Source organism: Parabacteroides sp. PM6-13 (genome assembly GCF_029892605.1).
Taxonomy (GTDB): domain Bacteria; phylum Bacteroidota; class Bacteroidia; order Bacteroidales; family Tannerellaceae; genus QVMG01.
Genome location: NZ_JARXWF010000005.1, coordinates 37,701 through 62,692, shown reverse-complemented (window position 1 = coordinate 62,692; position 24,992 = coordinate 37,701). Strand labels below are relative to the sequence as shown.

At 48.4% G+C, this 24,992-nt stretch carries 23 protein-coding genes; 13 read left to right on the top strand and 10 right to left on the bottom strand.

Translation table 11 applies throughout. The annotated features are described in order from the left end of the window. The first annotated feature begins 19 nt into the window (after positions 1-19). From dnaJ to M2134_RS06295, 12 genes are all read left to right on the top strand, one after another. On the top strand, positions 20-1,183 hold the full coding sequence (gene dnaJ / locus M2134_RS06350; protein WP_280750449.1) for a molecular chaperone DnaJ: 1,164 nt from the start codon (positions 20-22) through the stop codon (positions 1,181-1,183). A 10-nt stretch (positions 1,184-1,193) separates the two neighbouring features. After that, a complete protein-coding gene (locus tag M2134_RS06345; protein ID WP_280750448.1) occupies positions 1,194-1,697 on the top strand; it encodes a UpxY family transcription antiterminator in 504 nt (167 codons plus the stop codon). Positions 1,698-1,786: 89 nt separating this feature from the next. Then, a complete protein-coding gene (locus M2134_RS06340) occupies positions 1,787-2,422 on the top strand; it encodes a hypothetical protein (RefSeq protein WP_280750447.1) in 636 nt (211 codons plus the stop codon). A gap of 1 nt (position 2,423) precedes the next feature. Beyond that, positions 2,424-3,005, top strand: coding sequence for a uracil-DNA glycosylase family protein (locus M2134_RS06335; protein WP_280750446.1), 582 nt, complete (start codon positions 2,424-2,426; stop codon positions 3,003-3,005). A 141-nt stretch (positions 3,006-3,146) separates the two neighbouring features. Further along, a complete protein-coding gene (locus M2134_RS06330; protein WP_280750445.1) occupies positions 3,147-4,730 on the top strand; it encodes an SUMF1/EgtB/PvdO family nonheme iron enzyme in 1,584 nt (527 codons plus the stop codon). Between the two features lie 22 nt (positions 4,731-4,752). Then, positions 4,753-6,141, top strand: a complete 1,389-nt coding sequence (locus M2134_RS06325) for a Gfo/Idh/MocA family oxidoreductase (RefSeq protein WP_280750603.1) — start codon at positions 4,753-4,755, stop codon at positions 6,139-6,141. A gap of 4 nt (positions 6,142-6,145) precedes the next feature. Next, the gene (locus M2134_RS06320) at positions 6,146-7,090 is read left to right on the top strand and encodes a sugar phosphate isomerase/epimerase (protein WP_280750444.1); all 945 of its coding nucleotides are present in this window, start codon (positions 6,146-6,148) and stop codon (positions 7,088-7,090) included. A gap of 25 nt (positions 7,091-7,115) precedes the next feature. Beyond that, positions 7,116-7,796: a helix-turn-helix transcriptional regulator gene (locus M2134_RS06315; RefSeq protein WP_280750602.1), complete on the top strand. Its 681-nt coding sequence runs from the start codon at positions 7,116-7,118 to the stop codon at positions 7,794-7,796. Between the two features lie 16 nt (positions 7,797-7,812). Beyond that, positions 7,813-8,391: a LuxR C-terminal-related transcriptional regulator gene (locus M2134_RS06310; RefSeq protein WP_280750443.1), complete on the top strand. Its 579-nt coding sequence runs from the start codon at positions 7,813-7,815 to the stop codon at positions 8,389-8,391. Positions 8,392-8,444: 53 nt separating this feature from the next. Beyond that, on the top strand, positions 8,445-8,831 hold the full coding sequence (locus M2134_RS06305; protein WP_280750442.1) for a DUF2007 domain-containing protein: 387 nt from the start codon (positions 8,445-8,447) through the stop codon (positions 8,829-8,831). Between the two features lie 12 nt (positions 8,832-8,843). Then, positions 8,844-9,026 (top strand): hypothetical protein, encoded by a 183-nt coding sequence (locus M2134_RS06300; RefSeq protein WP_280750441.1) that lies wholly within the window; start codon positions 8,844-8,846, stop codon positions 9,024-9,026. 157 nt (positions 9,027-9,183) lie between these two features. After that, a complete protein-coding gene (locus M2134_RS06295; RefSeq protein WP_280750440.1) occupies positions 9,184-10,518 on the top strand; it encodes an NADP-specific glutamate dehydrogenase in 1,335 nt (444 codons plus the stop codon). Positions 10,519-10,605: 87 nt separating this feature from the next. Here the strand turns inward: M2134_RS06295 and M2134_RS06290 are convergent, their stop codons facing one another. The 7 genes from M2134_RS06290 to M2134_RS06260 all read right to left on the bottom strand — a co-directional run bounded on the left by M2134_RS06290 (position 10,606) and on the right by M2134_RS06260 (position 18,681). Beyond that, the gene (locus M2134_RS06290; protein ID WP_280750439.1) at positions 10,606-11,379 is read right to left on the bottom strand and encodes a prephenate dehydrogenase/arogenate dehydrogenase family protein; all 774 of its coding nucleotides are present in this window, start codon (positions 11,377-11,379) and stop codon (positions 10,606-10,608) included. Beyond that, positions 11,376-12,440 carry a bifunctional 3-deoxy-7-phosphoheptulonate synthase/chorismate mutase type II gene (locus tag M2134_RS06285; protein WP_280750438.1) on the bottom strand — a complete coding sequence of 355 codons (1,065 nt, stop codon included), beginning with the start codon at positions 12,438-12,440 and terminating at the stop codon, positions 11,376-11,378. Before M2134_RS06285 ends, M2134_RS06290 begins: the two co-directional genes overlap by 4 nt. Positions 12,441-12,542: 102 nt before the next feature. Next, a complete protein-coding gene (locus M2134_RS06280) occupies positions 12,543-13,727 on the bottom strand; it encodes an aminotransferase class I/II-fold pyridoxal phosphate-dependent enzyme (RefSeq protein ID WP_280750437.1) in 1,185 nt (394 codons plus the stop codon). Continuing rightward, positions 13,702-14,547, bottom strand: a complete 846-nt coding sequence (locus tag M2134_RS06275; protein ID WP_280750436.1) for a prephenate dehydratase — start codon at positions 14,545-14,547, stop codon at positions 13,702-13,704. Before M2134_RS06275 ends, M2134_RS06280 begins: the two co-directional genes overlap by 26 nt. A gap of 350 nt (positions 14,548-14,897) precedes the next feature. After that, positions 14,898-15,929: an L-rhamnose/proton symporter RhaT gene (gene rhaT / locus M2134_RS06270; RefSeq protein WP_280750435.1), complete on the bottom strand. Its 1,032-nt coding sequence runs from the start codon at positions 15,927-15,929 to the stop codon at positions 14,898-14,900. After that, a complete protein-coding gene (locus M2134_RS06265; RefSeq protein ID WP_280750434.1) occupies positions 15,926-17,182 on the bottom strand; it encodes an L-rhamnose isomerase in 1,257 nt (418 codons plus the stop codon). Before M2134_RS06265 ends, rhaT begins: the two co-directional genes overlap by 4 nt. Before the next feature lie 23 nt (positions 17,183-17,205). Beyond that, a complete protein-coding gene (locus M2134_RS06260; protein ID WP_280750433.1) occupies positions 17,206-18,681 on the bottom strand; it encodes a rhamnulokinase family protein in 1,476 nt (491 codons plus the stop codon). 200 nt (positions 18,682-18,881) lie between these two features. Here M2134_RS06260 and M2134_RS06255 point away from each other — a divergent pair, with 200 nt between their 5' ends. Next, positions 18,882-19,793 carry a helix-turn-helix domain-containing protein gene (locus M2134_RS06255; protein WP_280750432.1) on the top strand — a complete coding sequence of 304 codons (912 nt, stop codon included), beginning with the start codon at positions 18,882-18,884 and terminating at the stop codon, positions 19,791-19,793. A gap of 508 nt (positions 19,794-20,301) precedes the next feature. Here M2134_RS06255 and M2134_RS06250 read toward each other — a convergent pair. The 3 genes from M2134_RS06250 to M2134_RS06240 are packed head-to-tail and all read right to left on the bottom strand — an operon-like array spanning position 20,302 to position 24,880. Further along, positions 20,302-22,071 carry an alpha-L-rhamnosidase C-terminal domain-containing protein gene (locus tag M2134_RS06250; RefSeq protein WP_280750431.1) on the bottom strand — a complete coding sequence of 590 codons (1,770 nt, stop codon included), beginning with the start codon at positions 22,069-22,071 and terminating at the stop codon, positions 20,302-20,304. A gap of 26 nt (positions 22,072-22,097) precedes the next feature. Next, positions 22,098-23,564, bottom strand: a complete 1,467-nt coding sequence (locus tag M2134_RS06245; protein WP_280750430.1) for a glycoside hydrolase family 28 protein — start codon at positions 23,562-23,564, stop codon at positions 22,098-22,100. A gap of 41 nt (positions 23,565-23,605) precedes the next feature. Beyond that, positions 23,606-24,880: a rhamnogalacturonan acetylesterase gene (locus tag M2134_RS06240; protein ID WP_280750429.1), complete on the bottom strand. Its 1,275-nt coding sequence runs from the start codon at positions 24,878-24,880 to the stop codon at positions 23,606-23,608. Positions 24,881-24,992 lie beyond the last annotated feature (112 nt).

Sequence of the window (24,992 nt, the reverse complement as noted above, 5' to 3'; positions counted from 1 at the left end):
AGGAGAAACAAAGAATAGAATGGCTAAAAGGGATTACTACGAAGTGCTGGGCGTTTCTAAAACAGCTACAGCCGACGAGATAAAGAAAGCGTACCGCAAGAAAGCAATTGAGTTTCATCCGGATAAAAACCCGGACAATAAAGAGGCTGAAGAGAAGTTTAAGGAGGCTGCAGAAGCCTATGATATATTGAGCGACGAGCAGAAGCGTCAGCGCTACGACCAGTTTGGACACGCCGGTGTTGGCGGAGCCTCAGGCGGCGGTGGCGGCTTTGGCGGCGGCATGTCGATGGAGGATATATTCTCTCAGTTTGGAGATATTTTCGGAGGACATTTTGGCGGTTTTGGCGGCTTCAGCGGTTTTGGTGGCGGCGGTTCGCGTGGCGGACGTCGGGTGAACCGTGGTTCCGATCTTCGTGTGAAGGTGAAATTAAGCCTAAAAGATATTGCACACGGGGTAGAGAAGAAGATCAAAGTGAAGAAGTTCGTTTCGTGTAAACACTGTAACGGATCGGGTGCCGAAGACGATAAGAGCATAAAAACCTGTGACACCTGTCATGGTAGCGGAGTCGTAACACGCGTCACGAGTACTTTCCTCGGACAAATGCAGACTCAATCGCCTTGTCCTACCTGTCATGGAGAAGGGAAGGTTATCACGAAGAAATGTGCGGTGTGTGCCGGCGAAGGCATCGTGAAAGATGACGATGTGATCACGATCAATGTGCCGGCCGGTGTAGCAGAAGGCATGCAGCTCTCGATGAGCGGTAAAGGAAATGCCGCTCGTCATGGCGGGGTGAATGGTGACCTCTTGATTCTTGTGGAGGAAGAGGCACATCCTGAATTGATTCGCGACGAGAACGACCTGCTTTATAATCTATTGCTTACCGTGCCACAGGCGGCTTTGGGTACCACGGTAGAGGTGCCTACCGTCGATGGAAAGGCAAAGTTAAAGATCGATCCGGGTACGCAGCCGGGCAAGGTGCTTCGTTTGCGCAACAAAGGGTTACCCTCCATCAATAGCTATGGAACCGGCGATCTGCTTGTGAACGTGAGTGTGTATATCCCTGAGGTGTTGAGTGCTTCCGAGAAAGAGACGTTGAATGGCTGGGAAAACTCTCCGAACTTCCAACCGAATAAGACGATGAAGGAGAAGATATTCAGCCGATTCAGGAATATGTTTGACTAACAGGGCAGAGATGGATAAGGGGGGTAAAGCGTTAAAGGAGAAATGGTATGTGTTGTACACGGCACCACGAGCCGAAAAGCAGGTGTGTGAGCGATTGAAAGAGCAGGAGGTGGAGTGTTGGCTGCCACTGCATCGTTCGCCACGTGTCTGGTCGGATCGGGTGAAGTTGGTCGATATACCTCTTTTCCCCTCTTATCTGTTTGTTCGTACAAATGAACATCATATACATACCCTGTTACGCCAGCAGGGTGTTTCCCGTGTTATCTACTACAATGGCAAGCCGGCTACGATTCGTCAGAAAGAGATCGATGCCATTGAAGAGTTTTTAGAGCAGGCTTCCGAACATCCGTTATTGCCGGGGGATGAGGTGGAGATTCTGTGCGGGGCGATGAAAAATGTGTCCGGCAAAGTGAAGAAGATCAAGAAGAAATATCTGTTGCTTTACCTGGAGCCATTGGGGGCTACCGTTTGTGTGAAGCTGAATGATGTTGCTCCGGTGAAACGCTTACGATAGGGCGATTGTTCCCTAAACAAGCGTAAAAAGGGCTGACCAACCATAAAAATAATGTAAGTTTGTGTCTTAAATCAATAAAGAGAGAAACGATGAGTATATTTTCAAAGATTTTTGGAAGAAAGAAAGCAGAGAGCGAATTAGGCTATAGTGAACGAACCATGGAGGAGTTTATGACCTTTGTGCGGGTATATTACCAGGGGGTTATTGCAGTTAATTTAGGGGTGACCAATATGAATATGTTGCCCGATCTGGCCCTGTTTAAGCGGATGCTAAAGATCCCGACACAAAACAACAAGCTCGGACTGGCGGAGAAGTCGAAAGTGAAGAAGGTGTTGATGGCCGATTACGACCTCAAAGACTCTTTTTTCAGAGAGATCGATGCTTCGGTCAAGAAGAACTGCAAGAAACAGCAGGATATACAAGCCTATTTCTTTAAGTTTCAAGGTTTTTGCAGTGATCTGTTTTCGTTGTTGGATAATCTGATGAAATGGAAGTTCCGCCTCTCTATGTTCAATAAAAAGCTGCTCTATCAACAGACGGAAAAAACTGTACATGACATTGTCACCAAATCCGAATGGAAAGAGATCAATGACCAGAAGGCAGCCTGGAGTGTTCGCAAAGCGGCTGAAGCCCTTGGCTATTCGGAAGAGTGGATGACCGATTTTGTCTATAATATAGTCTTGTTGGCTAAGAACGAGGCTAAAATGAACGCCAAGAATAAGTAATATGGAAGTCCGGACGGAACAACATCCGCTGGGCTTTTTTTTGCCCCCTACCTGCCGGCTGTTGATGCTGGGTAGCTTTCCTCCTCCCAAGGCCCGCTGGTCGATGGATTTTTATTATCCGAACATCATCAACGATATGTGGCGGATTATGGGACTGATATTCTACGATAACAAAGACTATTTCCTGGCCAACCCGAAAGCCTTTAGCCGGGAGAAGGCGGTGCCTTTTTGTGAAGAAAAAGGGATAGGTCTGGGAGATACGGCGGTCGAAGTGATTCGGCAGAAGGCAAACGCATCGGATAAATTCCTCGATGTGGTAACCCCTTTGGATCTCTCCGTTATCCTGCCTAAGATACCTCAATGCCGGGCGATTGCCGTTACGGGACAAAAGGCGATGGATACGATACTTTCTCTATTGCCCGGTGTGCAAGAGCCTGCCGTGGGCGGAAGTGTCGCTTTCGATTATGAAGGGCGTTCGCTGTTGCTTTTTCGAATGCCCTCTTCCTCGAGAGCCTACCCAAAACCATTGCCTGAAAAAGCCGATGTGTATAAAAGTATGTTCGAAATGTTGAAAATGGTATAAATAATGTTGCAATTCCAGCATTAAACGTTAATTTGCTGCTTTATTTCTTTTCAGATAGAAAGTAAAAGTCTATTTTTATTGCCGATAAAAAATAGTGAGAATACTATTACACTCTGAAAGAACGAATATGTTTTAAAAACCATGCGTAAAAACACTTTGTCAAAGCAGTATCAATCCGGCAAGAAAAGAAATTTCTTTAAGAAGAGAACCTTTATCTTTTTTATTGGCCTTATCCTGGGAATAGCAGTTGTTGTATCTGCTTACCTTACCTCTGTTCATTTTTCAACAGATGAGTCTTGTATGGTCTGCCATGTGCATCCGCACGTGGAAGATAGTTGGAAACTTTCAACGCACGTGAATAACGGAAGCGGTGTCAAGGTGAGTTGCGTCGATTGCCATCTTCCGCCACAGCTCGATACCTGGGACCATTATACGGCCAAGTTGAAGCTGGGATTGAAGGATGTCTGGGGGTATATGACGAAAGATAGTGCCGATTTTGACTGGGATATGAAGTCAGAGTTGGAGCATGCTGTAAAATACATACCGAATCAGTCTTGTGTGAAATGTCATCAGAACCTTTTCCCGGAAGGCATTACATCGGACGGTATTACGGCTCATCTCTATTATGAGGAAAACGAAAAGAAATTGAACTTGCAATGTATCAGCTGTCACCTGGACGTGGGTCATTATAACCCGAACTATACCCATTCGAAACTGGCAGGTATACCGGGTGTTACTTTTGGTGTGACAGTCGATCCGAGCATGTATTTCCAGGAACCGACCAAGGTGACTGCCTTCGAGGATTTTGAGGAACAGATTCCGGGTACGGCTGTGACCGTAGCCATGAAGGCGATACCGGGCGGCACCTTCCAGATGGGTAGCACCGAAAAGGAACCATTCCGTCGTGAAGACGAAGGACCGGTGCGGTCGGTAACGGTTAGCCCGTTCTTTATGGCGGAGCTGGAAACCACCTGGGATCAATACTGGGCCTTTTATGCACAGACCATGAGCGAAGGACGTATTCCGCCGGAAGATGTATATGCCAACAACAGTAATCCGGAGGTGGATGCCATTTCCGGTCCGACTCCTCCGTTTGGATTCCCCGATCAGGGATGGGGTGGGGGTGAACGTCCGGCCATCACCATGACACACTATGCGGCAGAGACATTCTGTCAATGGCTGTCGCAAAAGACAGGTAAGAAATACCGCTTGCCGACAGAAGCCGAGTGGGAATACGCGGCACGCGGAGGCACGGAGACGCCTTATTTCTTCCCGGGTAGTCCGAAAGATTACTCTAACCTGGGATTCTGGCGTAAGTTTTTTGATGCCAAGACAGATAGCATTTCATCTTATGCTATCTATACGAATAATAGTCGCAATCGCACACAGGAACCAAGCGTTGTCCTGGCCAATCCATTCGGCTTGAAGAATATGTCGGGTAACGTAATGGAGTATTGCGCGGATAAATACGATGCGGCAGCTTATAGTAAATGGGCTGATCAGGTCAAAGATCCGCTGGTAACGGAAGGCGAAGAATGGGTGGTGCGTGGTGGTAACTATGCATCCGATGCGTCGGAACTGCGCGTGGCGGCCCGTGACTATACGAAACATGACACCTGGTTGAAGACCGACCCGCAGCAGCCTAAGAGTATCTGGTGGTATTCGGATATGCGTGGTATTGGCTTCCGGGTGGTTTGTGAACCGGCATCAGCAATAGAACAGTAAATAACCGAAAATAATATCTATTATCATGAAAAAAGGAACTATTAGCAGAAGATCATTTTTGAAAAGCTCCGCGGCAGCAGGTGCTTTGGGAGTTATCGGAACAGGTGGCGCGGCAACGGCTTTGACCTCTTGTGGTGGCAGTAAAGAACCGGCTATCAAACCTCTGAAGGAAGCGGGATCCTATTATATCCCTGATTTGGATATGGATAAGGCAGCCGACGGGAAAGAGCTGAAAGCCGGTGTGATCGGTTGTGGTGGCCGTGGTTCGGGTGCGGCATTCAACTGGCTGAACGCGGCCAATGGTGTGACCATCACGGCGCTTTGTGATACTTTCAAGGAGAGAGTTGATAGCTTGGCTAATAAGTTGAAAGAAGAAAAAGGAATTGATATACCGGAAAATATGCGCTTTGTCGGTTTGGATGCCTACAAGCAGCTTATTGATAGTGGCGTAGATGTGGTGATCGTTGCCACTCCGCCTAATTTCCGTCCGATTCATTTTGAATATGCGACGCAGAAGAATAAACACTCCTTCCTGGAAAAACCGATTTGTGTAGACCCGGCCGGTTATCGCACCATCGTGGCAACGGCTAAACAGGCAGCCGCGAAAAACCTGCGTGTTATCACCGGAACCCAACGTCATCACCAACGCAGCTATGTGGCATCCTATCAGAAAATAATGGAAGGTATGATCGGTGAGATCACCGGTGGTGTTGTTTACTGGAATGGAGGTAAATTGTGGCATCGTGATCGTCAGGCCGGTTGGACCGATGGCGAATGGATGATCAAAGACTGGGTGAACTGGAAATGGCTTTCGGGCGACCATATCGTGGAACAACACGTACATAATATCGATGTGTTTACCTGGTTCAGCGGCTTGAAACCGGTGAGCGCTGTAGGTTTCGGATCACGTCAGCGCCGTGTGACGGGTGATCAGTTCGATAACTTCAGTGTCGACTTTGTGATGGAGAATGGTATTCACCTGCATAGTATGTGCCGTCAGATCGATGGATGTGCAAATAATGTGAGTGAGTTTATTCAGGGAACCAAAGGCTCTTGGAACAGCCGTGACATGGAAATCAAAGACCTGGCAGGCAATGTGCTTTGGAAGTATGATGGAGACGCTGAAAAAGAGAAATACCAACAAACAGATCCTTACACCCTGGAGCATGTGAACTGGATCAATGCCATTCGTCAGAACAAGCCGCTGGAACAGGCTTCGGAAACGGCGATCTCGAATATGGCAGCGATCATGGGACGTAACTCGGCCTATACCGGTGTGGAAACTACTTGGGATGAGATGACCGCTTCGCCGGAGAACTATATGCCGGAGGATGTAAGCCTGGGTAAAATGGATATGAGTAAGTTCACCGTTCCTGTAGCAGGAAAAGCCTACGTGCCAAGAAATAAATAAGACTATGGGACTAGATAGAAGAAATTTTTTGAGAACCGGCCTGTCGACGGTAGCCTTAGCCTCTGTTGGCGGCGCCTCTTTGGCTGCCTGTACCGCGAAAGCGGCATCTAAAGATGATGAGGGCTGTTCGGGCTCCTGCTGTAAAAGCGATGTCGAACTGAAGATCTCTTTCCAGGAAGGGGTTGCTTTGGGGGGAAACCTGCATGAGAAGTTCGATTATATGGAGAAACTGGGCGTCGTTGGTTTCGAGCCGGGCGGACGTGGGTTGAAAGAGCGTGTGCCTGAAATAAAGGCGGCGTTGAATGGCCGCAACATAAAGGTGAGCGCTATTTGCGCCGGTTTCCAGGGTTTTATCTTGTCGACCGATCCGGAAGTGCGCAAGCTCTGTATGGATACCATGAAGGAGATTATAGCCGCTGCCGGCGAACTGGGTTCGACGGGTGTGATCATTGTGCCGGCTTTCAACCATCAGCAACCGGCTATGCCGCATACGCAGGAGACACGTGATTTCCTCTGTGAGCAGTTTACGGAGATGGGGAATTTTGCTGCGGAATGTGGAACCACCGTTATCTTAGAACCCTTGAATCGTCGGGAGGCATTCTATTTGCGCCAGGTAGCTGATGCGGCATCGATCTGTCGCGATATCAACAACCCCGGTGTGAAGTGTATGGGTGACTTCTGGCATATGACGCATGAGGAGACCTGTGATATGGGTGCCTTCCTCTCGGCCGGAAAAGAATACCTGCAACATGTACATATCGCCAGCCGCAAACGCCGCTCTATGCCGGGCGAAGATGGGGAGGCCGATAATTATGTGAATGGCTTCAAAGCCTTGAAGATGCTTGGGTACGATAAGTATGTAAGCTTCGAGTGTGGCTCAAAAGGTGAAAAGGAACTGACAGTGCCTGCTGCCGTGGAGCTTATGCGCAAACAATGGAAAGAGGCTTAAAACAATGGCTTTAGTATACGCAAATATGCAAATGAGTGAGGTGGTCGAAGAGTACCCCTCACTCATTCCCGTTTTAAATCGTTTTGGTATCCGCCTGGGCTTGGGCGACAAGCCGGTCGATACGATTTGTAAGGAGAACAGCCTAGATACGGACTTTGTCCTTACGGTTATTAATACGTTCCTGAATGAGGAGTATTTCCCGGAAAAGAAACTGCGCACCTTCCATACGTCGCAGATCATTGACTACCTGACGAAGACCAACCTCTATTACGAACGCTATCAGTTGCCCAATATCGAACGTCATCTGAACTCTTTCATCTCTATCAGTAACCCGGAAAACCCGACCCTGCTCTTGATCGGTAAGTTTTTCAACTCCTTTAAGGAGGAACTGAAAACACGCATAACGCACGATAAGGAGAAGTGGTTCCCTTATTGTCTTCAGTTGAGTCGCCAACTGGCTCCCCTTTCGGAAGAAGAAGAGATCCTGCGTTTGCAGAACGAGGGCAATGAGGAGGATGCGATCGAAGCGCTCTTGTTCGACCTAAAGAGTATTATGGTGCGCCATCTTTCGGGCGATTACGACGATAACCTCTGTTATGCTGTGATCTTCGGCGTGAGTAGCCTGGAAAAAGATATCAAACAACACAACCGCATACGCTATCGGATCCTGATGCCGATGGTGGCGGCGATGGAAAAACTCCGCTAAGTAAGGATTGATCGAGATGCCTCTTCACAACAAACAGATTGCCCTTGTCCTGACCGATACGCTCCAGTGTATTGGCCTCCGGTATGTGTTGAATGAGTATTTCCCTTCTTTCTCCGTCTATAGCTGTAATTGTCCGGAAGCGTTGTCTGATACGGTGGATTATTATGTGACTACGGCAGATATTTTCCTTCTATATGCCGACTTCTTCCTGCCGCGGCGCAACAAAACACTCCTGTTGATCGATCGCTATGAGGAATCCGCTTTCCCGGGGTCAGCTCCCACAAACCATTACATCTGTAAAAATATTTCACAAGAGGCATTGATCGAGAAGCTGCAACTTTTCTTTACGGCGGAAACTGCCGTTTTGCCGGGAGAGGGCAACAGAGATCTTTCCGCACGTGAAACAGATGTGCTCCAGCAGATCGTGAAGGGTATCACCAACAAAGAGATAGCCGATAAACTGAATATTAGCCTGAACACCGTATTGACACACCGCAAGAACATCACAGCCAAGCTCGGCATTAAAACGGTCTCCGGACTCACCTTCTACGCCCTGATGAATGGGCTTGTCTCCGGGGATGAAATAGAAATCTAAATCTTTGTAATTCCGCCCAAAAAACTGTTCCTTTGTATGAAAAGGAGAGTTGTATGGATAATATGGTAGAAGTGGCCCGGTTTACGCGCCCTACGGATGCACATGCTTTGGCATCTTTGTTACAGTCGGAAGGCATTGAATGTTATGTACGTAATGAATTGACCTCGCAAACGCTGGGTATGATCGATCTGGGCGGTGTCCGGGTGGAGCTGTTGGAGAGCGATGTGCAGCGCGCGTTGCAGGTGATGCTTGACAACGGGTATGAGATCCCCCGCGAAGATGAACAGCCGGAAGAGATCAAGCGTGTTTCGGGTATCGCCCGGCAGTTTCCTTTCCTGCGCCGGTTTTCGCCGGAAAAGCAAATTCTGTTTTTATTCCTCTTTGTTGCCGTTCTTTTGGCAGCTTTGCTCTTTTTGTATCCTCTTTTGGTTAAAAACTAACAAAATGTAACGATGGCACGTAGAAAAATATCAAAAAGTCAAGCCGTATGCATCATCCTTTTGTGGGGAGTCCTGTGTTATATGTTGCTTACATACAGCGAGAAGATCACCTTCAACGTCTTGTTTGCCCTGGTATCTTCGGCTATCATCGTATTCGTACCTCTCTATAAGAATATGCGTAATAAGGATAAATAGAAATGTTTTTATTTTGTTGTTATTTCTGACGAAATGCTATTTTTTTAGCCTTTTTGCTTTCTTTTGTTTGTTTGTTTTGAAAAAACGCTTACCTTTGTGCCTTCGTAAAAAGGGCTGTTCCTTTGTGCCATTTGTATAACATTCAAAAAAAGCAAACATGAAAGCGAATGAAGTTTTAGAGAATCTGAAGAGAAAATTTCCCAATGAACCCGAGTATCACCAAGCCGTAGCCGAAGTATTAGGCTCTATTGAAGAAGAATACAATAAGCATCCTGAATTTGAAAATGCAAACCTAATCGAGCGTCTTTGCATACCCGATCGTATTTTCTCCTTTCGTGTGACTTGGACAGATGACAAAGGACAGGTTCATACCAATATGGCTTATCGTGTGCAGCACAACAACGCAATTGGCCCGTACAAAGGGGGGATGCGTTTTCATGCTTCTGTGAATCTCTCTATCTTGAAATTCCTTGCGTTCGAACAAACCTTCAAGAACTCCCTGACAACCCTCCCGATGGGTGGTGGCAAGGGTGGTTCCGATTTCAACCCGAAAGGCAAATCCAATGCGGAAATTATGCGTTTTTGCCAGGCTCTTATCTTGGAGTTGTGGCGTCAGATCGGTCCCGACACCGATGTGCCTGCCGGTGATATCGGCGTAGGCGGACGCGAAGTGGCCTATATGTATGGCATGTATAAGAAATTGGCACGTGAGAATACCGGAACATTTACCGGTAAAGGAATTGAATTCGGCGGTTCGCTGATTCGTCCGGAGGCAACCGGTTATGGAAATGTCTATTTCCTGCAGGAGATGCTGAAGACACGCAATATCGATATCAAAGGCAAAGTAGTGGCTGTTTCCGGTTCGGGAAATGTGGCGCAGTACACGGTTGAGAAATTGATCGAACTGGGTGCCAAAGTGGTGACCCTGTCGGATTCCAATGGATACATCTACGATCCGGAGGGTATCGATAGCGAAAAATTGGCTTATCTCATGGAGCTGAAGAACCTATACCGTGGCCGTATCAAAGAATATGCTGAGACATACGGTTGCAAATATGTCGAAGGCGCGCGTCCCTGGGGTGAGAAATGTGATATTGCCCTGCCCAGCGCAACGCAGAACGAATTGAATGGTGAAGATGCAAAAACCTTGTTGGCCAACGGATGTATTGCCGTTTCCGAAGGAGCAAATATGCCCTCTACGCCGGAGGCTATCGACGCATTCCTGGCAGCGAAGATCTTGTATGCCCCGGGTAAAGCAGCCAATGCCGGTGGGGTAGCCACTTCTGGTCTGGAAATGACGCAGAACGCTATGAAGCTGAGCTGGACACGTGAAGAGGTAGACGAAAAGTTGAAGGGCATCATGAAGTCTATTCACGCACAATGTATAAAATATGGTACTCAATCGGATGGCTATGTCGACTATGTGAAGGGCGCTAATATCGCCGGATTCATGAAAGTGTCGAAGGCTATGATGGCACAGGGTATCCTCTAAATAGCATACTTTAAAGTTTACGTTTTTATTTGATGCAAATGAGAAAAGGCGCCCTGCGAAAGGCGCCTTTTTCTTGTGTTAAACGATTTATTCTATGTTTTTTCGGATGCGTTTGAGGTATTCTTTCATGCCTTCCGAGTCTTTCTTTTGGATGATATCCTGCAAGACCGACAATTCCTCCTGGATGCGGCTGATCTGATTCGGGGTGCGGGGGTTGAAGAGTATCTCGGTCAACAGATAATCATCTTCCGAAAAGAGTCCCCGGGCAATCTTCATGTGTCGCTTAAAGGTGGTGCCCGGCGCATCCTGATGCTTCATGGTGGCGGCAAATACGATGGTCGACGCAAAAGGAATGCCCAACGAATAGGCTACCACCCGGTCGTGTTCCTCGAAGGTGTATTCGCAGATATTCAGATGAAGCGAGGCATAGAGGTCTTTGAAGAAGATGCGCCCCAGGTGATCCCCTTCGGTAATGATGATCGTATTCTCCTTGGCCAGGTTGCCTAAGTTGGCAAAGGTGGGACCAAACATCGGGTGGGTCGAGACGTACGGGAATCCACAGGTTTCGTAAAACTCTTTCAGGTGGGTCTTGACCGAGGCGATGTCGGCGATGATGCAGTAGGGTGGCAAATAAGGCAATACCGTCCGAAAGGCCTCGATCGTATAATTCAATGTGACACAATTGATCACCAGTTCCGGTGCAAATTCGGCGATCTCTTCCGGTTTTTGCAGGCGTAACGCATTGTAAATAAAACGCATTCGTTTCGGATCACTTTCCAATACGGCCACTTCGTGGTCGAAGCTTAATAGATCGGTAAAGAAAGAGCCCATCTTGCCGGCTCCCAATATCAGTATTTTCATTGTTGATTCATTATTATCATCTGCTGACGAACAGACTCTTCGTGTATTTCCTGTAATATCTCTTTCACAAACAGGGTACTGAGATCCATCGCGGCTCCCATCTCAGAGCGTTTCTCCAAAATCTCGTTATAACGGGGTGATTGCAAGATCGGCATATTGTGTTCTTTCTTATAAACACCAATCTCGCGGGAGATGCGCATACGTTTGGCCAATAGTTCCAACAATTGTTCGTCGATCTGGTCGATCTGGCGGCGCAACTCTGTCAGGCTTTCCGTCGTTTGATGTACATCACGTATAACCAGCATATTCAAGACAAAATCCAATACCTCCGGCGTGATTTGTTGGCTGCCGTCGCTCCAGGCCTCTTCGGGTGAGGTGTGCGACTCGACAATCAAGCCGTCAAAGCTCAGGTCCATAGCCTGCTGGGAGAGGGGGGCTACCAACTCCCGCTTTCCGCCGATGTGACTGGGGTCGCAGAATATCGGCAGTTCAGGCATGCGACGACGCAATTCGATAGGGATATGCCACAGCGGAAGGTTGCGATACATCTTTTTATCATACGAACTGAAACCGCGGTGAATCACACCGATCTTGCGGATGCCCGCTCCGTAAATGCGTTCGATGGCGCCGATCCAAAGCTCCAGGTCTGGGTTGACCGGGTTTTTAATCAGTACGGGGATGTCGACGCCTATGAGCGCATCAGCTATTTCCTGCACGGCAAAGGGGTTTACCGTGGTGCGTGCTCCGATCCATAATATATCGATCCCGGCTTTCAACGCCTCTTCCACATGCTCTTTGGTGGCCACCTCCGTAGCGACATACATGCCGGTTTCTTCTTTGACCCGCTTCAACCAGGCAAGCCCTGCGGAGCCTACGCCTTCGAAGCCTCCCGGTTTGGTGCGCGGTTTCCATACTCCGGCACGGAATATGCGGATGCCGCGTGCGGCCAATTCGCGTGCGGTGTTCAAGACCTGTTCTTCTGTTTCGGCACTGCATGGGCCGGCGATAACGATGGGGCGACTGGAGTCTACGCCCGGTAATACGATTGATTCTAAGTTCATATGGTTGTTTTTTTGTTTTGTTTTTTATTGTTGAGGTCTTTAAAGTCTTTAAGGACTTTAAGGTCTTTGAGGTCTTTAAGGACCTTAAGGACTCTAAGGACTTTAATAAATAGCCCGGATCCTTTCTAATGCCTCCTCCAACACCGCTTCCTTGCAACAAAGCGATATGCGAAGATAGCGTTCGCCCTGGCTTCCGAAGATAATTCCGGGGGTGATAAAGACATTCGCCTCATAGAGTATCCTGTCGGCCAACAGGGCCGCATTCTCTATATGATCCGGAACGCGTCCCCAGACAAAGAGACCCACTTGATGGGCATCGTAATGGCAGTCGAGTTGCTCCATGATCTTTTCCGCAAAAGTACGGCGTTTACGGTAAACCGCGTTCATATTCTCGTACCATTCTGCCGGCGCCTGCAAGGCTTCTACGGCAGCCAGTTGCATGGGCTTGAATTGTCCGGAGTCGATATTGCTCTTCACCTTCAGGATCCACTCGACAAACTGCCGATTGGAGGCCAGCATCGCGATGCGCCAGCCGGGCATATTATGTGACTTGCTTAACGAATTTAATTCAATGCAAATCTCCTTAGCGCCTGGAATACTTAGTATGCTTAAAGGCTTTTCGTTCAAGATGAAGCTATAAGGGTTATCGTTACAGATCACAATCTGATGGCGGCGGCCGAAGTCGACCAGTTTCTCGAACAACTCTTGGGTCGCATTGGCACCGGTAGGCATATTGGGGTAATTGACCCACATCAGTTTTACCTCGGAAAGATCCATTTTTTCCAATGCCTCGAAGTCGGGCATCCATCCGTTTTCTTCGTTCAAATCATACGAAACGATGCGGGCGCCAACCAGTTTGCTGACGGAGGTATAGGTTGGATAGCCCGGATTGGGAACCAATACGCCATCGCCCGGATTCAGAAAAGCCATGGATATATGCAGAATCCCCTCTTTGGAGCCGATAAGTGGCAGGATGTCCGATGCCGGATCAAGATCCACCTCATACCAACGCTGGTACCAGTCGGCAAAGGCCCGGCGTAATTCCGGTATGCCTGTGTAAGGCTGGTAGCCGTGGTTGTTGGGCTGGCTTGCCTCGTAGCATAATGTTTCCACCGTCTTTTCGGAGGGAGGAAGATCAGGACTTCCCACTCCCAGGTTAATGACATTTTTACCTGCGGCATTCATCTCGGCTACCTCCTTCAGTTTCTTTGAGAAGTAGTATTCCTGCACACTATTTACGCGTGTGGCGGGTATGATCGCCTTACACGCTTTGTTTTCCTTCTGCATATTCTCCAAGTATTGTAAAGTTCTTAGTCAGGGGACGGATCGCGTCCAGTGCTTGTTTGTATCGTATGAAATCAAGAAAAGTCAGGTCAATGTAGAAGAGGTATTCCCATTCGCGTCCGATAATCGGAAGCGATTGAATCTTGGTCAGATTCATATCGTAGAAAGAAAGGATGGAAAGCACTTTGGAGAGGCTGCCGGCGGCATGCGGCAGGGCGAATACGAGTGACGCCTTGTTGATCTCCTCTTTTTCGATCATCTCTTCGGCGACCCAGGCATCGGCAATAGCCAGAAAACGGGTGAAATTGCGTTTGTTGGTCTCGATCCCTTCGGCGAGGATCTCCATGTTATAGATCTCGGCTGCCTGTTTTCCGCATATAGCGGCATGGCCTTTGAGTTTGTTCTCCGCGATCCATCGGGCGCTCATCGCCGTGTCTTCTTTTTCTACCAGTTTCACGTTAGGCAGGGTGTCCAGAAAATCATTGCATTGCATCAGGGCGATCGGGTGGGAGTTGATCTCTTCAATCTCATGAATGCTTGTACCCGGAAGGGCAACCAGCGAATGAGATATGCGGAGTTTGAACTCGCCCACCACCTTCAGCCCGCTCTGGCGGATCAGTTCATGGTTTTGCAACAGACTGCCGGCAATGGTGTTCTCAATGGCCATCATACCGACGATGGAAGGCTCTTTCCGGATGGTGGCAATCACTTCGCGGAAGGAATTACAACCGATCAGTTCGATCTCCTCTTGTGGGAAATAACTATGCGCCGCAATGTCGTGATAGGAACCGGCTATTCCCTGAATGGCAACTTTCTTTTTCATCATCGTTACTTTTTTCTTTCGCTATAAACAAAAAAAAGTCCCACCGATGATCGGCAGGACTTTCTATTTCGTTTATTGATATGTTTCTGTATTCAACGCATTACATACAAATTCCTGCCTTTATTTTGCTAAAATAAAAGTAAAAATAAAAATATGTAAAGCTAAACTTGTTCATCTTACGATTTGTCTCTTATGGGGGTCAAAAGTAATACTTTTTTGTTTTCCGCAAGCAAAAAGTGATATTTTTTTTGTTTCCTTCCGCTTTTCTTTATCATTTCTTTGTTTGATAACCTAAAAGGGGGATGTATCACGATGGATACATCCCCCTTTCTATACTATCTTATCTCGTGTTAAGATTGTGACAATGCCACGACGATAATCGAGGAGATAAGAACCAATAAACCAATGATTAATACAGCGATCGTACTGCTTTTTACCCCTTTCCATTCTTTGAGGATAATACCCCATACGTTGCTGAAGGTCACATTCAGCGACATCAGGATACTCCAGGAGAAGGCCAGCAATACCGGACTATCCGTGAGGAAGCTCTTTCCCATTTCCAGACCAAAGAATTGTGAATACCACAACACACCGGCCAGGGCGCAGAATAAGAGATTATTTACCAACACAGAGCCTTTTACAGAGAAATACTCTTTGCCCGTCTTGTTCTTGATGTTTTGCTGAATGCAATAGGCTGCATTGGTCAAAAAGCCACCTACCGTCACCAGGAAGATTACTGGTAAACCGGCATAAAGCGTTTTCACACCACCGGCAATAGCTGCCTCCTTAATCGGTGTTCCCGCATCCAGCCCCATGGCGAAACAGGCACTCATCACCCCTGATAACAGAGCAACCAACAAACCTTTTGTCAGAGCGAAATCCTTAACGGCGGCTTTCTTCTCTTCCTCCGTCATGTTTTTGGAACGAAGACTACCGGCATACCCGATGATAGAGATACCAGCCAGCGTAATCGCTACCCCGATCAATAACAAGAGTCCGTTACCATGCAACAGGTCGGTGCCTGCCAACATAGCAGGAAGCAGGGTGCCGAAAGCGGCGCAGGTACCGAGGGCGATACTTTGTCCGAGCGCAACGCCTAAGTAGCGCATGCTAAGCCCGAAAGTCAGTCCGCCGACTCCCCATAATACCCCGTAGATAATAGCGGAGAGCGCTCCGCCTGATCCCCATAATTCAAATAGGGACGATCCCCCCGGCACGCCTAATAGCGCGCCTAAAAACGGGAACACCAACCAGGCGAATATACCCTGAGTAAGCCAGAACGATTCCCAGCTCCATTCTTTTACCTTCTTAATAGGCACATACGAGCTGCTCTGCCCGAAACTGCCAATGGCAATGATCAACAGGCCGATTATCGTATTCATGATCTCTTAGAGGTAACGTTCTTTTCGTATTGCTGTATTTCGGTGATATAATCTTCACCAACCGCGATATTGTTCTTCAGGCAGAAGTAGTCCCATACGGCATTCCAAGGCAATCCTTTTGCCTCTTCAAGCAACGCCAGTCTTTCGAAATATTGACCGTTTGCTTCGTATTCGCGCAATAGAGCGATCGGCTCGAGCAATCCCTGCAGGAAGGCTTTCTGAGTTGAGCGGATACCAATCACATAGGCTCCGATACGGTTGATAGAAGCATCGAAGAAGTCGAGTCCTACGTGTACGCGGTTCAATGCGTCGGCACGGATGATTTCTTTCGCCAATTCGCTAATCTCATCGTTGAGGATCACTACGTGGTCGGAGTCCCAACGGATCGGACGGCTTACGTGCAACATAATCTCCGGTGTGAACAACAGCAGTGAAGAAATCTTATCCGCAATGCTTTCGCTCAAGTGGAAGTGGCCTGTGTCTAAGGTAACGATCTTCTGCTTCTTTGCACCATAGCCCAGGTAGAAGTCGTGTGAACCTACGGTATAACTTTCCAGTCCGATACCAAACAGTTTAGACTCCAGGCAGTCTTTCATATTCTTATATTCCGTGCTGAAGATTTCGTCCAGTGATTCTTCCAGAATCTGACGATATTTCAGGCGGTTTACAGTCAGGTCTTTCATACCATCATGGATCCAGAGGTTCATGATACAGGGATCGTTCTGGAATTTACCCATCTCTTCCGATACCTTACGGCAGCGTTTGGTGTGCTCGATCCAGAAGTCGCGGATCGCTTTGTCTGGATTGGCCAGAGTCAGATCGCCGCTCTTCGGGTGACCGAACGAGGTAGAGTTGAAGTCGAGCTTCAAGCCTTTTTCTTTCGCCCACTGCATCCAACTGGTGAAATGTTCGGGTTCCACCTGGTCACGGTCGATCATTTTGTCACCGAAATCGCCATAGATCTCGTGCAGGTTCAAACGATGGCTTCCGCCCACAAGAGTCAATACCTGTTCGATATCCGTGCGCAGCTCTTCGATGTTGCGCGCGCGGCCCGGGTAGTTACCGGTAGCTTGGATACCACCTCCGCCTAAGTTCTCTAATTTCTCGAAGCCAGTCACATCATCCGATTGCCAGCAATGGATGGAAACGGCTATTTTTTGCAATTTCTCTAAGGCGTCTTCTACGTTAACCCCTATGGCCTGATAGCGTTCTTTCGCTATCTCATACGATTTTTCTACTAATGCACTTTTCATGGTAATCAATTTAATGAAGTTATTTATTTAATGATTGTTTGAAATTTTGCGAAAGCCTCGCTCCAGATCGCATTGTCGGTCGGAACAAATACATCCGGCGATACGCTGTTGCGGATAACATCCCGGATCTCCTGCAGACTGCCGACAACACCCATACCCATGGCCTGTATCATGATATTTCCCATAGCGGTAGCTTCCGACGGACCGGCTACTACCGGTATGCCGATCGCGTTGGCTGTCATCTGGTTCAATAATTTGTTTTGCGAACCGCCTCCGATCACATGCAGTTTCTTGATCTCGAAAGGAGCTACCTCCTGCAGGCTGTTTAATACGAACTTATATTTAAGCGCCAGGCTGTCGAATATGCAACGGATAAATTGTGCGTCCTCTTCCGGGCAAGCCTGGTTGGTACGACGACAATAATCGGTAATAGCCTGAAGCATACTCTCCGGATTGGCAAACGACGCATCGTCGGGATCGATAAGTGAACGGAAAGGCTCTGCCGAATCCGACAGGGCAACAATCTCCGGATAGCTATAACTCTTTCCTACTTTATCCCATTCCTTGCGGCATTGTTCCAATAGCCACATGCCGGTGATGTTTTTCAAGAAACGTATCGTGCCGTCTACCCCTCCTTCGTTGGTGAAGTTCATGGCGTAGGTCTGCTCATTGATGATCGGCTCTTTCACCTCTATCCCCATCAACGACCAGGTGCCTGAGCTCAGGTAGGCGAAGTTTTCATCTTCCGCCGGTACAGCCACCACGGCCGATGCCGTATCATGCCCTGCCACAGCGATAACAGGCGTTTCGCCTATGCCACATTCCTGTGCCACGCTCTCCATGACGTTGCCTGCTTTGGTGCCGGGCATCACCACTTCGGGGAATACATCCGGTGAGATATCCAGTACATCCAGCAAGAGGGGATCTATTTTTTGTGTATGGGCGTTTACGATTTGGGAGGTTGATGCGATGGTGTATTCGCAATAGCGTTTTCCGGTAAGCAGATAGGAGAGAGCGTCGGGCATAAACAAAATGTTTTTGGCCTGTCTCACCGCGAAAGAACCCTCTTTCTGTGCTGCGTACAGCTGGAATAGACTATTGAAATTCATGATTTGTATACCTGTCAAGTCGTACACTTCCTGACGAGACAGGCGGGTGAAATACTCTTCGGGAGCACCTTCGGTATAGGGGTCACGATAAGAACGCGGCAGATTGATCAAACTGCCGTCTTCTGCCAGATAGGCAAAGTCGACACCCCAGGTATCGATACCGATGGAGTCTATTTTGATGCCTTTGTCGGCAGCTGTTTTCAGACCCTCTTTCAGTGATTCGTACAAGGCGTAGATATTCCAGTAATACTTGTCTTGTACCCGAAGGATTGTATTGGGAAAACGTGTTAGCTCCTGTAGTTCCAGTTTGCCGTTTTCCAGACGACCAATAATGGAGCGTCCGCTTGTCGCGCCCAGGTCGAGGGCGAAAAAATGGTGTTTTTGTGTCATGGTATTTCGTAACTATGTAATAACTCTTGCCTAAAAAAATGCAAGTTGATTGCAAATATAAGGATGTTCCGGAAAAGATTACTGCTTTATTTGATTTGTGTACTTTGAATTTTGCTACTGATATTTGTTGCTTTTTATTCCTTAATGACTACATTTGAGGCGTTTTCGCTATTTTAGACTTCACTTTTTGCTATTGAATTATGAAATCTTCTGCCGTACATATAAAATACCTGATCGTGAACGAGGCCGACAGCCTCTGGGGACTTATCGTCAACTCGGTGGGCTATCAGCGCATCGAGCCCGGCGAAGCCTATCCGCCCCGCAACCATCCAACGCGCTACCTCTTCAATGTTGATAAGGGGCGTGTGTTGAATGAATACCAATTGCTCTATATCACCCGCGGCAAAGGTGTCTTTACTTCGTCTGAACGGAAGCGGGTTGAGGTGAAGGAGGGTAATATGTTCCTGTTGTTTCCGGGCGAATGGCATAGCTACAAACCCGACAAAGAGACCGGTTGGGACGAGTATTGGATCGGATTTACCGGGGTTAATATCGACGAACGGGTGCGCAACGGCTTCTTCAATCGCCAGCACCCGGTATTCAATATCGGCATGAACGACGAATTATTACAGCAATACAAACGCGCCATACAAACGGCGCAGGAGCAGATGGCAGGCTATCAGCAGATACTGGCGGGTATTGTTAACTATCTATTGGGCAATGTCTATTCCATCGATAAGTGTGCCTCGTTTGAAAACAAAGAACTATACCGGATGAATAAAGCCAAACTCCTTATCCGGGAATCCTTTCAGCAAAACATCACCCCTGAACAGGTGGCTCGTGAAATAAACATAAGCTACTCCTGGTTTCGCCGTCTGTTCAAAGATTACACCGGGTTCTCGCCTGCTCAGTACATCATCGAACTACGCATCCAAAAGAGCAAAGAACTGCTCACCAATACCGCCCTGACAAACAAAGAGATCGCCTTTGAATCGGGATTCGACAACGCCGATTACTTCTGTACCGTTTTTAAGCGCAAAACAGGGCTCACCCCCCATCAGTATCGTGACATGACCCAGTGGGGAGGCATCGGAACGGCAACAGGGGAGTAGGTGGGTTTAGTTTTCTGTTTTTATCTCATTTTCGCATAGATAAGATAATTATTGTCCTCTTCTATGCCTATTTGGGGGCTAATATATGAAGAAACAATTATAGTACGATGATGTCGTAAGCGTTTTTAACGTAATTAAATAGAGATAAAAAACGAAAGGTAAAGATTTGCTGATTTGATTTCTTGTGGGCTTTTTTTAATAGGAGAAAGGAGAAGGGAGAAGGGAAAATGAGAAAGGAGAAAGAAATTGGATAGAGGGTGTGTAAACGCCGCTTGGCGGCGACCTGTATGCAGCCCCGTGCGTGAGCGCGGGGTAATGAATCGTGCAATCAACAGCGCCACGTAGCGGTGCTATGTATCTGTGTTTGATGGTTGTTACATAGCACCGCGACGCGGCGCATTTTTTGTTTATCCCTTTTCCCCGCGCTCACGCACGGGGCTGTATACAGGTCGCTGCTATGCAGCGCTCCCTCACTCCCTTCTCCTTTCTCCTTTCTCCTTCAAACCTTTTACCGTATCACCTTCACCCCACGCGGGGCTTCGATTTTGGAGGAGATGGTGCCGTCGGCTTTTTTGGTGTGTTTTATTTTGACTACGCCATGTGGGGTGGGGAAGGTGCCTTCTACCCATTCCAGGTCGCCGAGGTTGGGGGTGATCTTTAATACCTTACAACCCGGTTCGATCACTTTTACGCCCAATACATGTTCGGTCAGCCAGGCGGTTGGTCCCGAAGCCCAGCCATGGCAGAAGCTATGACGGAAGCCCGGATAGCAATAGGCACCGAAATCACCATGTATATCTTTTTTGCCGGGAGGGGTCAGCTCGTCGAGGCGGGCAGCATTCTCCATCCATTCCAGGTTGAAGTCTTCCCAGAACGTGGTAGCGCCCATATCCAGCATACCGCCCCAGTATTGGCGGATGACACGCAAGGCTTCATCGTATTGTCCGGCCAGCGCCTGTGCCTGCAACATATAATAGCCATAGAAGGTAGAGAAACCTTTCGCGCCGCCTACAGACACCACCTCGTCGCATGCCTTTGCCGGATCCAGGATGCCGGCGATGGCCATCAGTGAGGCTGCCTGTTTCAGGTTATTATGATCTTTCACCCTTCGGTTCATTCGATTCATACAGGCGGTTGCTTTTTCGGCATAAGCCGGTTCCTTGAGTATCTTACAGAGGTTCGCCGCGTCCTGCATTGCCCATACGATCAAGGCCCGGTATCCGGCCTCTACCCCCTCTTCATTGGGCGACGAGGGCCAGTCCAGGAAACGGTTGGGTGAAAGCTCTTCGTTGCCCTCTTCATCCACGCGTTCGTTGATCTGGTCGATAAGCCCCAGGATGTAGTCTTTGTGGTTCATCAATAATCCCATATCCCCACTGTATTTGAACCATTCATTATGAATAATCAGATACCACAGCGAATAGGCACTCATGCCATTCATCCAGCGGGGCAACGGGAATTGCTCGCGCACCAGGTCGAGGCTTTGAGGAATGATCTCATTATCGCCGAAAACCGAAAGGATACTCATCACCTCGGGGTGCATATCGCCCAGCCATATCACCCGGTCGCGCTTGATGCCATCCCAGAGGTGTTCCTGCATATTCAGATGCACCGTATAGGCGCCGGTGAGCCAGATCTGGTTCAAGCGTTCGTCGTTGCTACGGAAGGATCCCAGATAAGGAATATCACGGTAACGCAGGATAGCGCGTGCCTCTTTCAGGCGGATGGTTGTGTTGCGCTGTAAAAGGTCGATCCTAACAAAGCGGAACCCGGTATTGCCAATCTCAATGAGTCCGTCGCGTGGTATCTCCATGGTGATGTCGCGTTTGGCATGGTCGTCGGTCGAATAGCCTACCCGCCAGTCGGCGTTATGCGTCTGACTGTTACATTCACCAACCGATTCTCCGAAACGGATACGCACCAGCGAGGGCTCGCGTCGCGAAGAGGAGCCCATGACGAGCTGCAATCCACCATGAATCTCTTTCCCGTAATCGAGCAAGATAGAGGCTGTCTCATTCTCCGTGCTGGTTAGGGTACAAACCTTTCTTCCGGCCATTTCCGCCTGGCTGTTTCCGGGCTCAAGCAATAATTCAGCATCTTTTACCTGTTCCTCATTATAGGTCCATACAATACGTTGTGGGGAGATATACAGGCGTGTCAACTCATCTTTTTGTGTCTTTCCCCTGTATTCCGTACCGAAGACGGGAGGAATATCGGCTTTTATGAGAGAACAAACTCCCAATAATGCGAAAACAATCAATAAGCGTGTAGGTTTCATGGGTATGATTCGTTTTGTATCTGTTTTTATTGCGGATCTGTTGTTTGGTAATTGACATTATTCAACATGTTTATATTGTCACGGAAGAGGATCTTTTCGCCCGAATTAACATGCAGGGTGATGTTATCCAGTTTGAAGTTTTCGCTAAAGATAACCTTGCCGGCGTTCTCACACGACACCTCCATATTCGACAACTCAAAGTCCTTCAATCGCAATGCATCGTCCCATCCGGCGGCAGAGATAAATTCTTTTACGCCTGTGGCTTTTATATTGCGCAGGTAAACATTTTTGAAGTGAGGATGTCCCTTCTCTTCAGGTTCTACCCGGGTAAGCATCACGGCCCAATGTGGCGGCAACTCTTGTCCTTCATATTCCGCCGGTAGTTCCGAATAGCTGTAACTGGGGTTCCAGTTGAGATCGGCCGACAAGACGTGGCGTGTGCCTTCCGCCTCGACATCCGTCATATAGATATGTTCCACCGTTCCTCCGCGATTCATAGCCGACTTCAAGCGGATCACCGACGAGGTGCCGTAGGCTTTCAGGTTATGTCCCAGGATATGGCGGATGCTTCCGGATGTCTCGCTGCCGCAGGTGATCAGACCGGCTCCTTTGCGGGCGATGCAGTTGCGCACCACGACGTATTCCGTAGGTCTGTTCACACGCAATCCATCCGCGTCTCTTCCGGCTTTCAGGCAGATATTGTCGTCGTTGCAATCGACATCGCAGTTTTCGATCAGGATATAAGACGATGAGTCGATATCGATCCCGTCGGTGCTCGGTCCATGTCCGCCAAGATTGTTGTTTATCGTCAGACCATCGATCGTGCAATGATCTGAAAACAACACCTGCACGCCCCAGAACCCGGTACGCATCAGGGTGAAGTCACGCAGCGTCACATCTTTGCTGTTCGACACCAGGATACCCCGTACGCGTTTGCAGTCGTAGTCCACAATCCAGCGTAGCTTGCGTTGTTCGTAATCTTTGCGCATGGTCCAATACTTATCCCAAAACACCTCGCCCCGGCAGTCGATCGATCCTTTTCCGGAGATCGCGGCCTTCTCGGCGTCCAGGACATTGAGCACGGCCGCCGGCCAAACCATCTCGATCCCGGCAATACGTGTCATCGATTCCGGGTAGTCGTTGATATCGGTACTGGCCAATAAGGTAACCCCTTCGCCAATCTGAAGATTCACGCCACTCCGCACAAAGAGCGCGCCGGTCAGATAAGTGCCCGGCTCGAATACCACGGTACCACCTCCCCGGATGTGGCAAGAGTCGATTGCTGCTTGGATGGCTTTCGTACTTAATACGGTGGTGTCGCTTACGGCACCAAAGTCATTGACTTTCAGTATTTCGTTGCTTGGATAGGCCTGGGCGCCTACCTGATCAACCCAAGGCAGATCGGTATAGGCGGATTCTTTTTCAGGCGAACATCCACAGAAGATAATGGCAGATAAAAAGAAGGGAACAACTGCCTTGCATAAAGATTTCATATCACTTTTATTTTTATCATTTAGTATCAAATAGTATCCAATCAATTCCCGTCGGGCTTCTCCAGGTCGATAAAGGGGCTCAGGTCCCATTGGAACGATGCCACGGCATCCGGAGCTGCCGGGTCGAACGCTTGGTAGGCCGGTGAGATATACCGGGCAAGCGGCAGGTTGAGCGCTTTGATGCCTTCCGTTACGCATTTCGCCACTTCGTAGGCTCCGTAAGGGTTGAAATGTGTGTTATCGGCCAACTCCTTTGTTTGCCCCGGATAGGTGTTTGCCGGGTAATGGACCAGCGCCTTTTTCGATTCTTCTACTCCCATGGCTTCATACAGGGTACGGGTCATGGCGTGCAGATCGATCAACGGGATATTTTCCTTTTCCGCCAGCCATTTCATGGCTTCGGGATAATTCTCGTGGGTGTCTTTTATCTTTCCGTTCTCGTCGAAATTTCTTCGTTGGGTAGGGGTCACCAATACCGGGTGAGCACCCCGCAACACCGCTTCGTCGATAAATGTTTTCAGGCTGGTCATATAGGAATAATAGGCTCCTTTACCGGGGCCTTTTTGTTTTTGGTCGTTATGGCCAAATTCAATAAAGATATAATCGCCTGCCTTCATCTGGGTAAGTGCTTTCTTCAGTCTGCCTGCCGAGATAAAGGTATTGGCCGATTCGCCCGATTCGGCATAGTTGGCAAAAGCGACAGGGGCATCGAAAAAGGAGGGAATCATCTGCCCCCAGCTGGCCCAAGGCTCCTGGTCCTGGTCAACTACCGTCGAGTTGCCACAAAGGAACACGGTGATCGCATCGTCGATCTTCTCGATACGGAGCGAAGCCAACTGCGGAGCGCTTCCGTTGAATTCTAAAGTGAGCTTATTATCCCAGTTTAGTTTCTGCTTCTCCCGTGCTTTGATGCGCACGTGCTCCTCACCGGCAATCTGTGTGTTTCGTTTGTTTACGATGAAGCTATGTTCCGTGATCGTTCCCTTTTTGGTGACTACTTTGTTTAGGAACAAGCGGCGCGATTCGGCGCGCAGGGTTGTCTCTCCGGCTTTTTTCTTCGAACCGATGGCTACAGTTACTTTGTAGTTGCCATCTGGCACATCTATCGAAAAGAAAAACGGCGCGTTACTTTTGCCGTCGGGAGCCGCCGTGAAGTCGTAACCGTAACCCGTGTCTGATGAATAAACCGATTCTTTCGATATATTGATTACGCCCTCTTTGGCTTTTCCGCCGGTGAAATCAAATTGATAACTTGTTTGTTGTGCATGACCGGCCACAGCGAAGGCTGTAGCCATGATAAGGATGATTTTTCTCATGATAAATTAAATTGGTCTGCTAATGTAGAAAGAGGTTTGTAGGGACTGGATAGAATGCCGTACAAAAATATAGAAAATCGTGTACACGACGCTGATTTTACAGGATAATGTA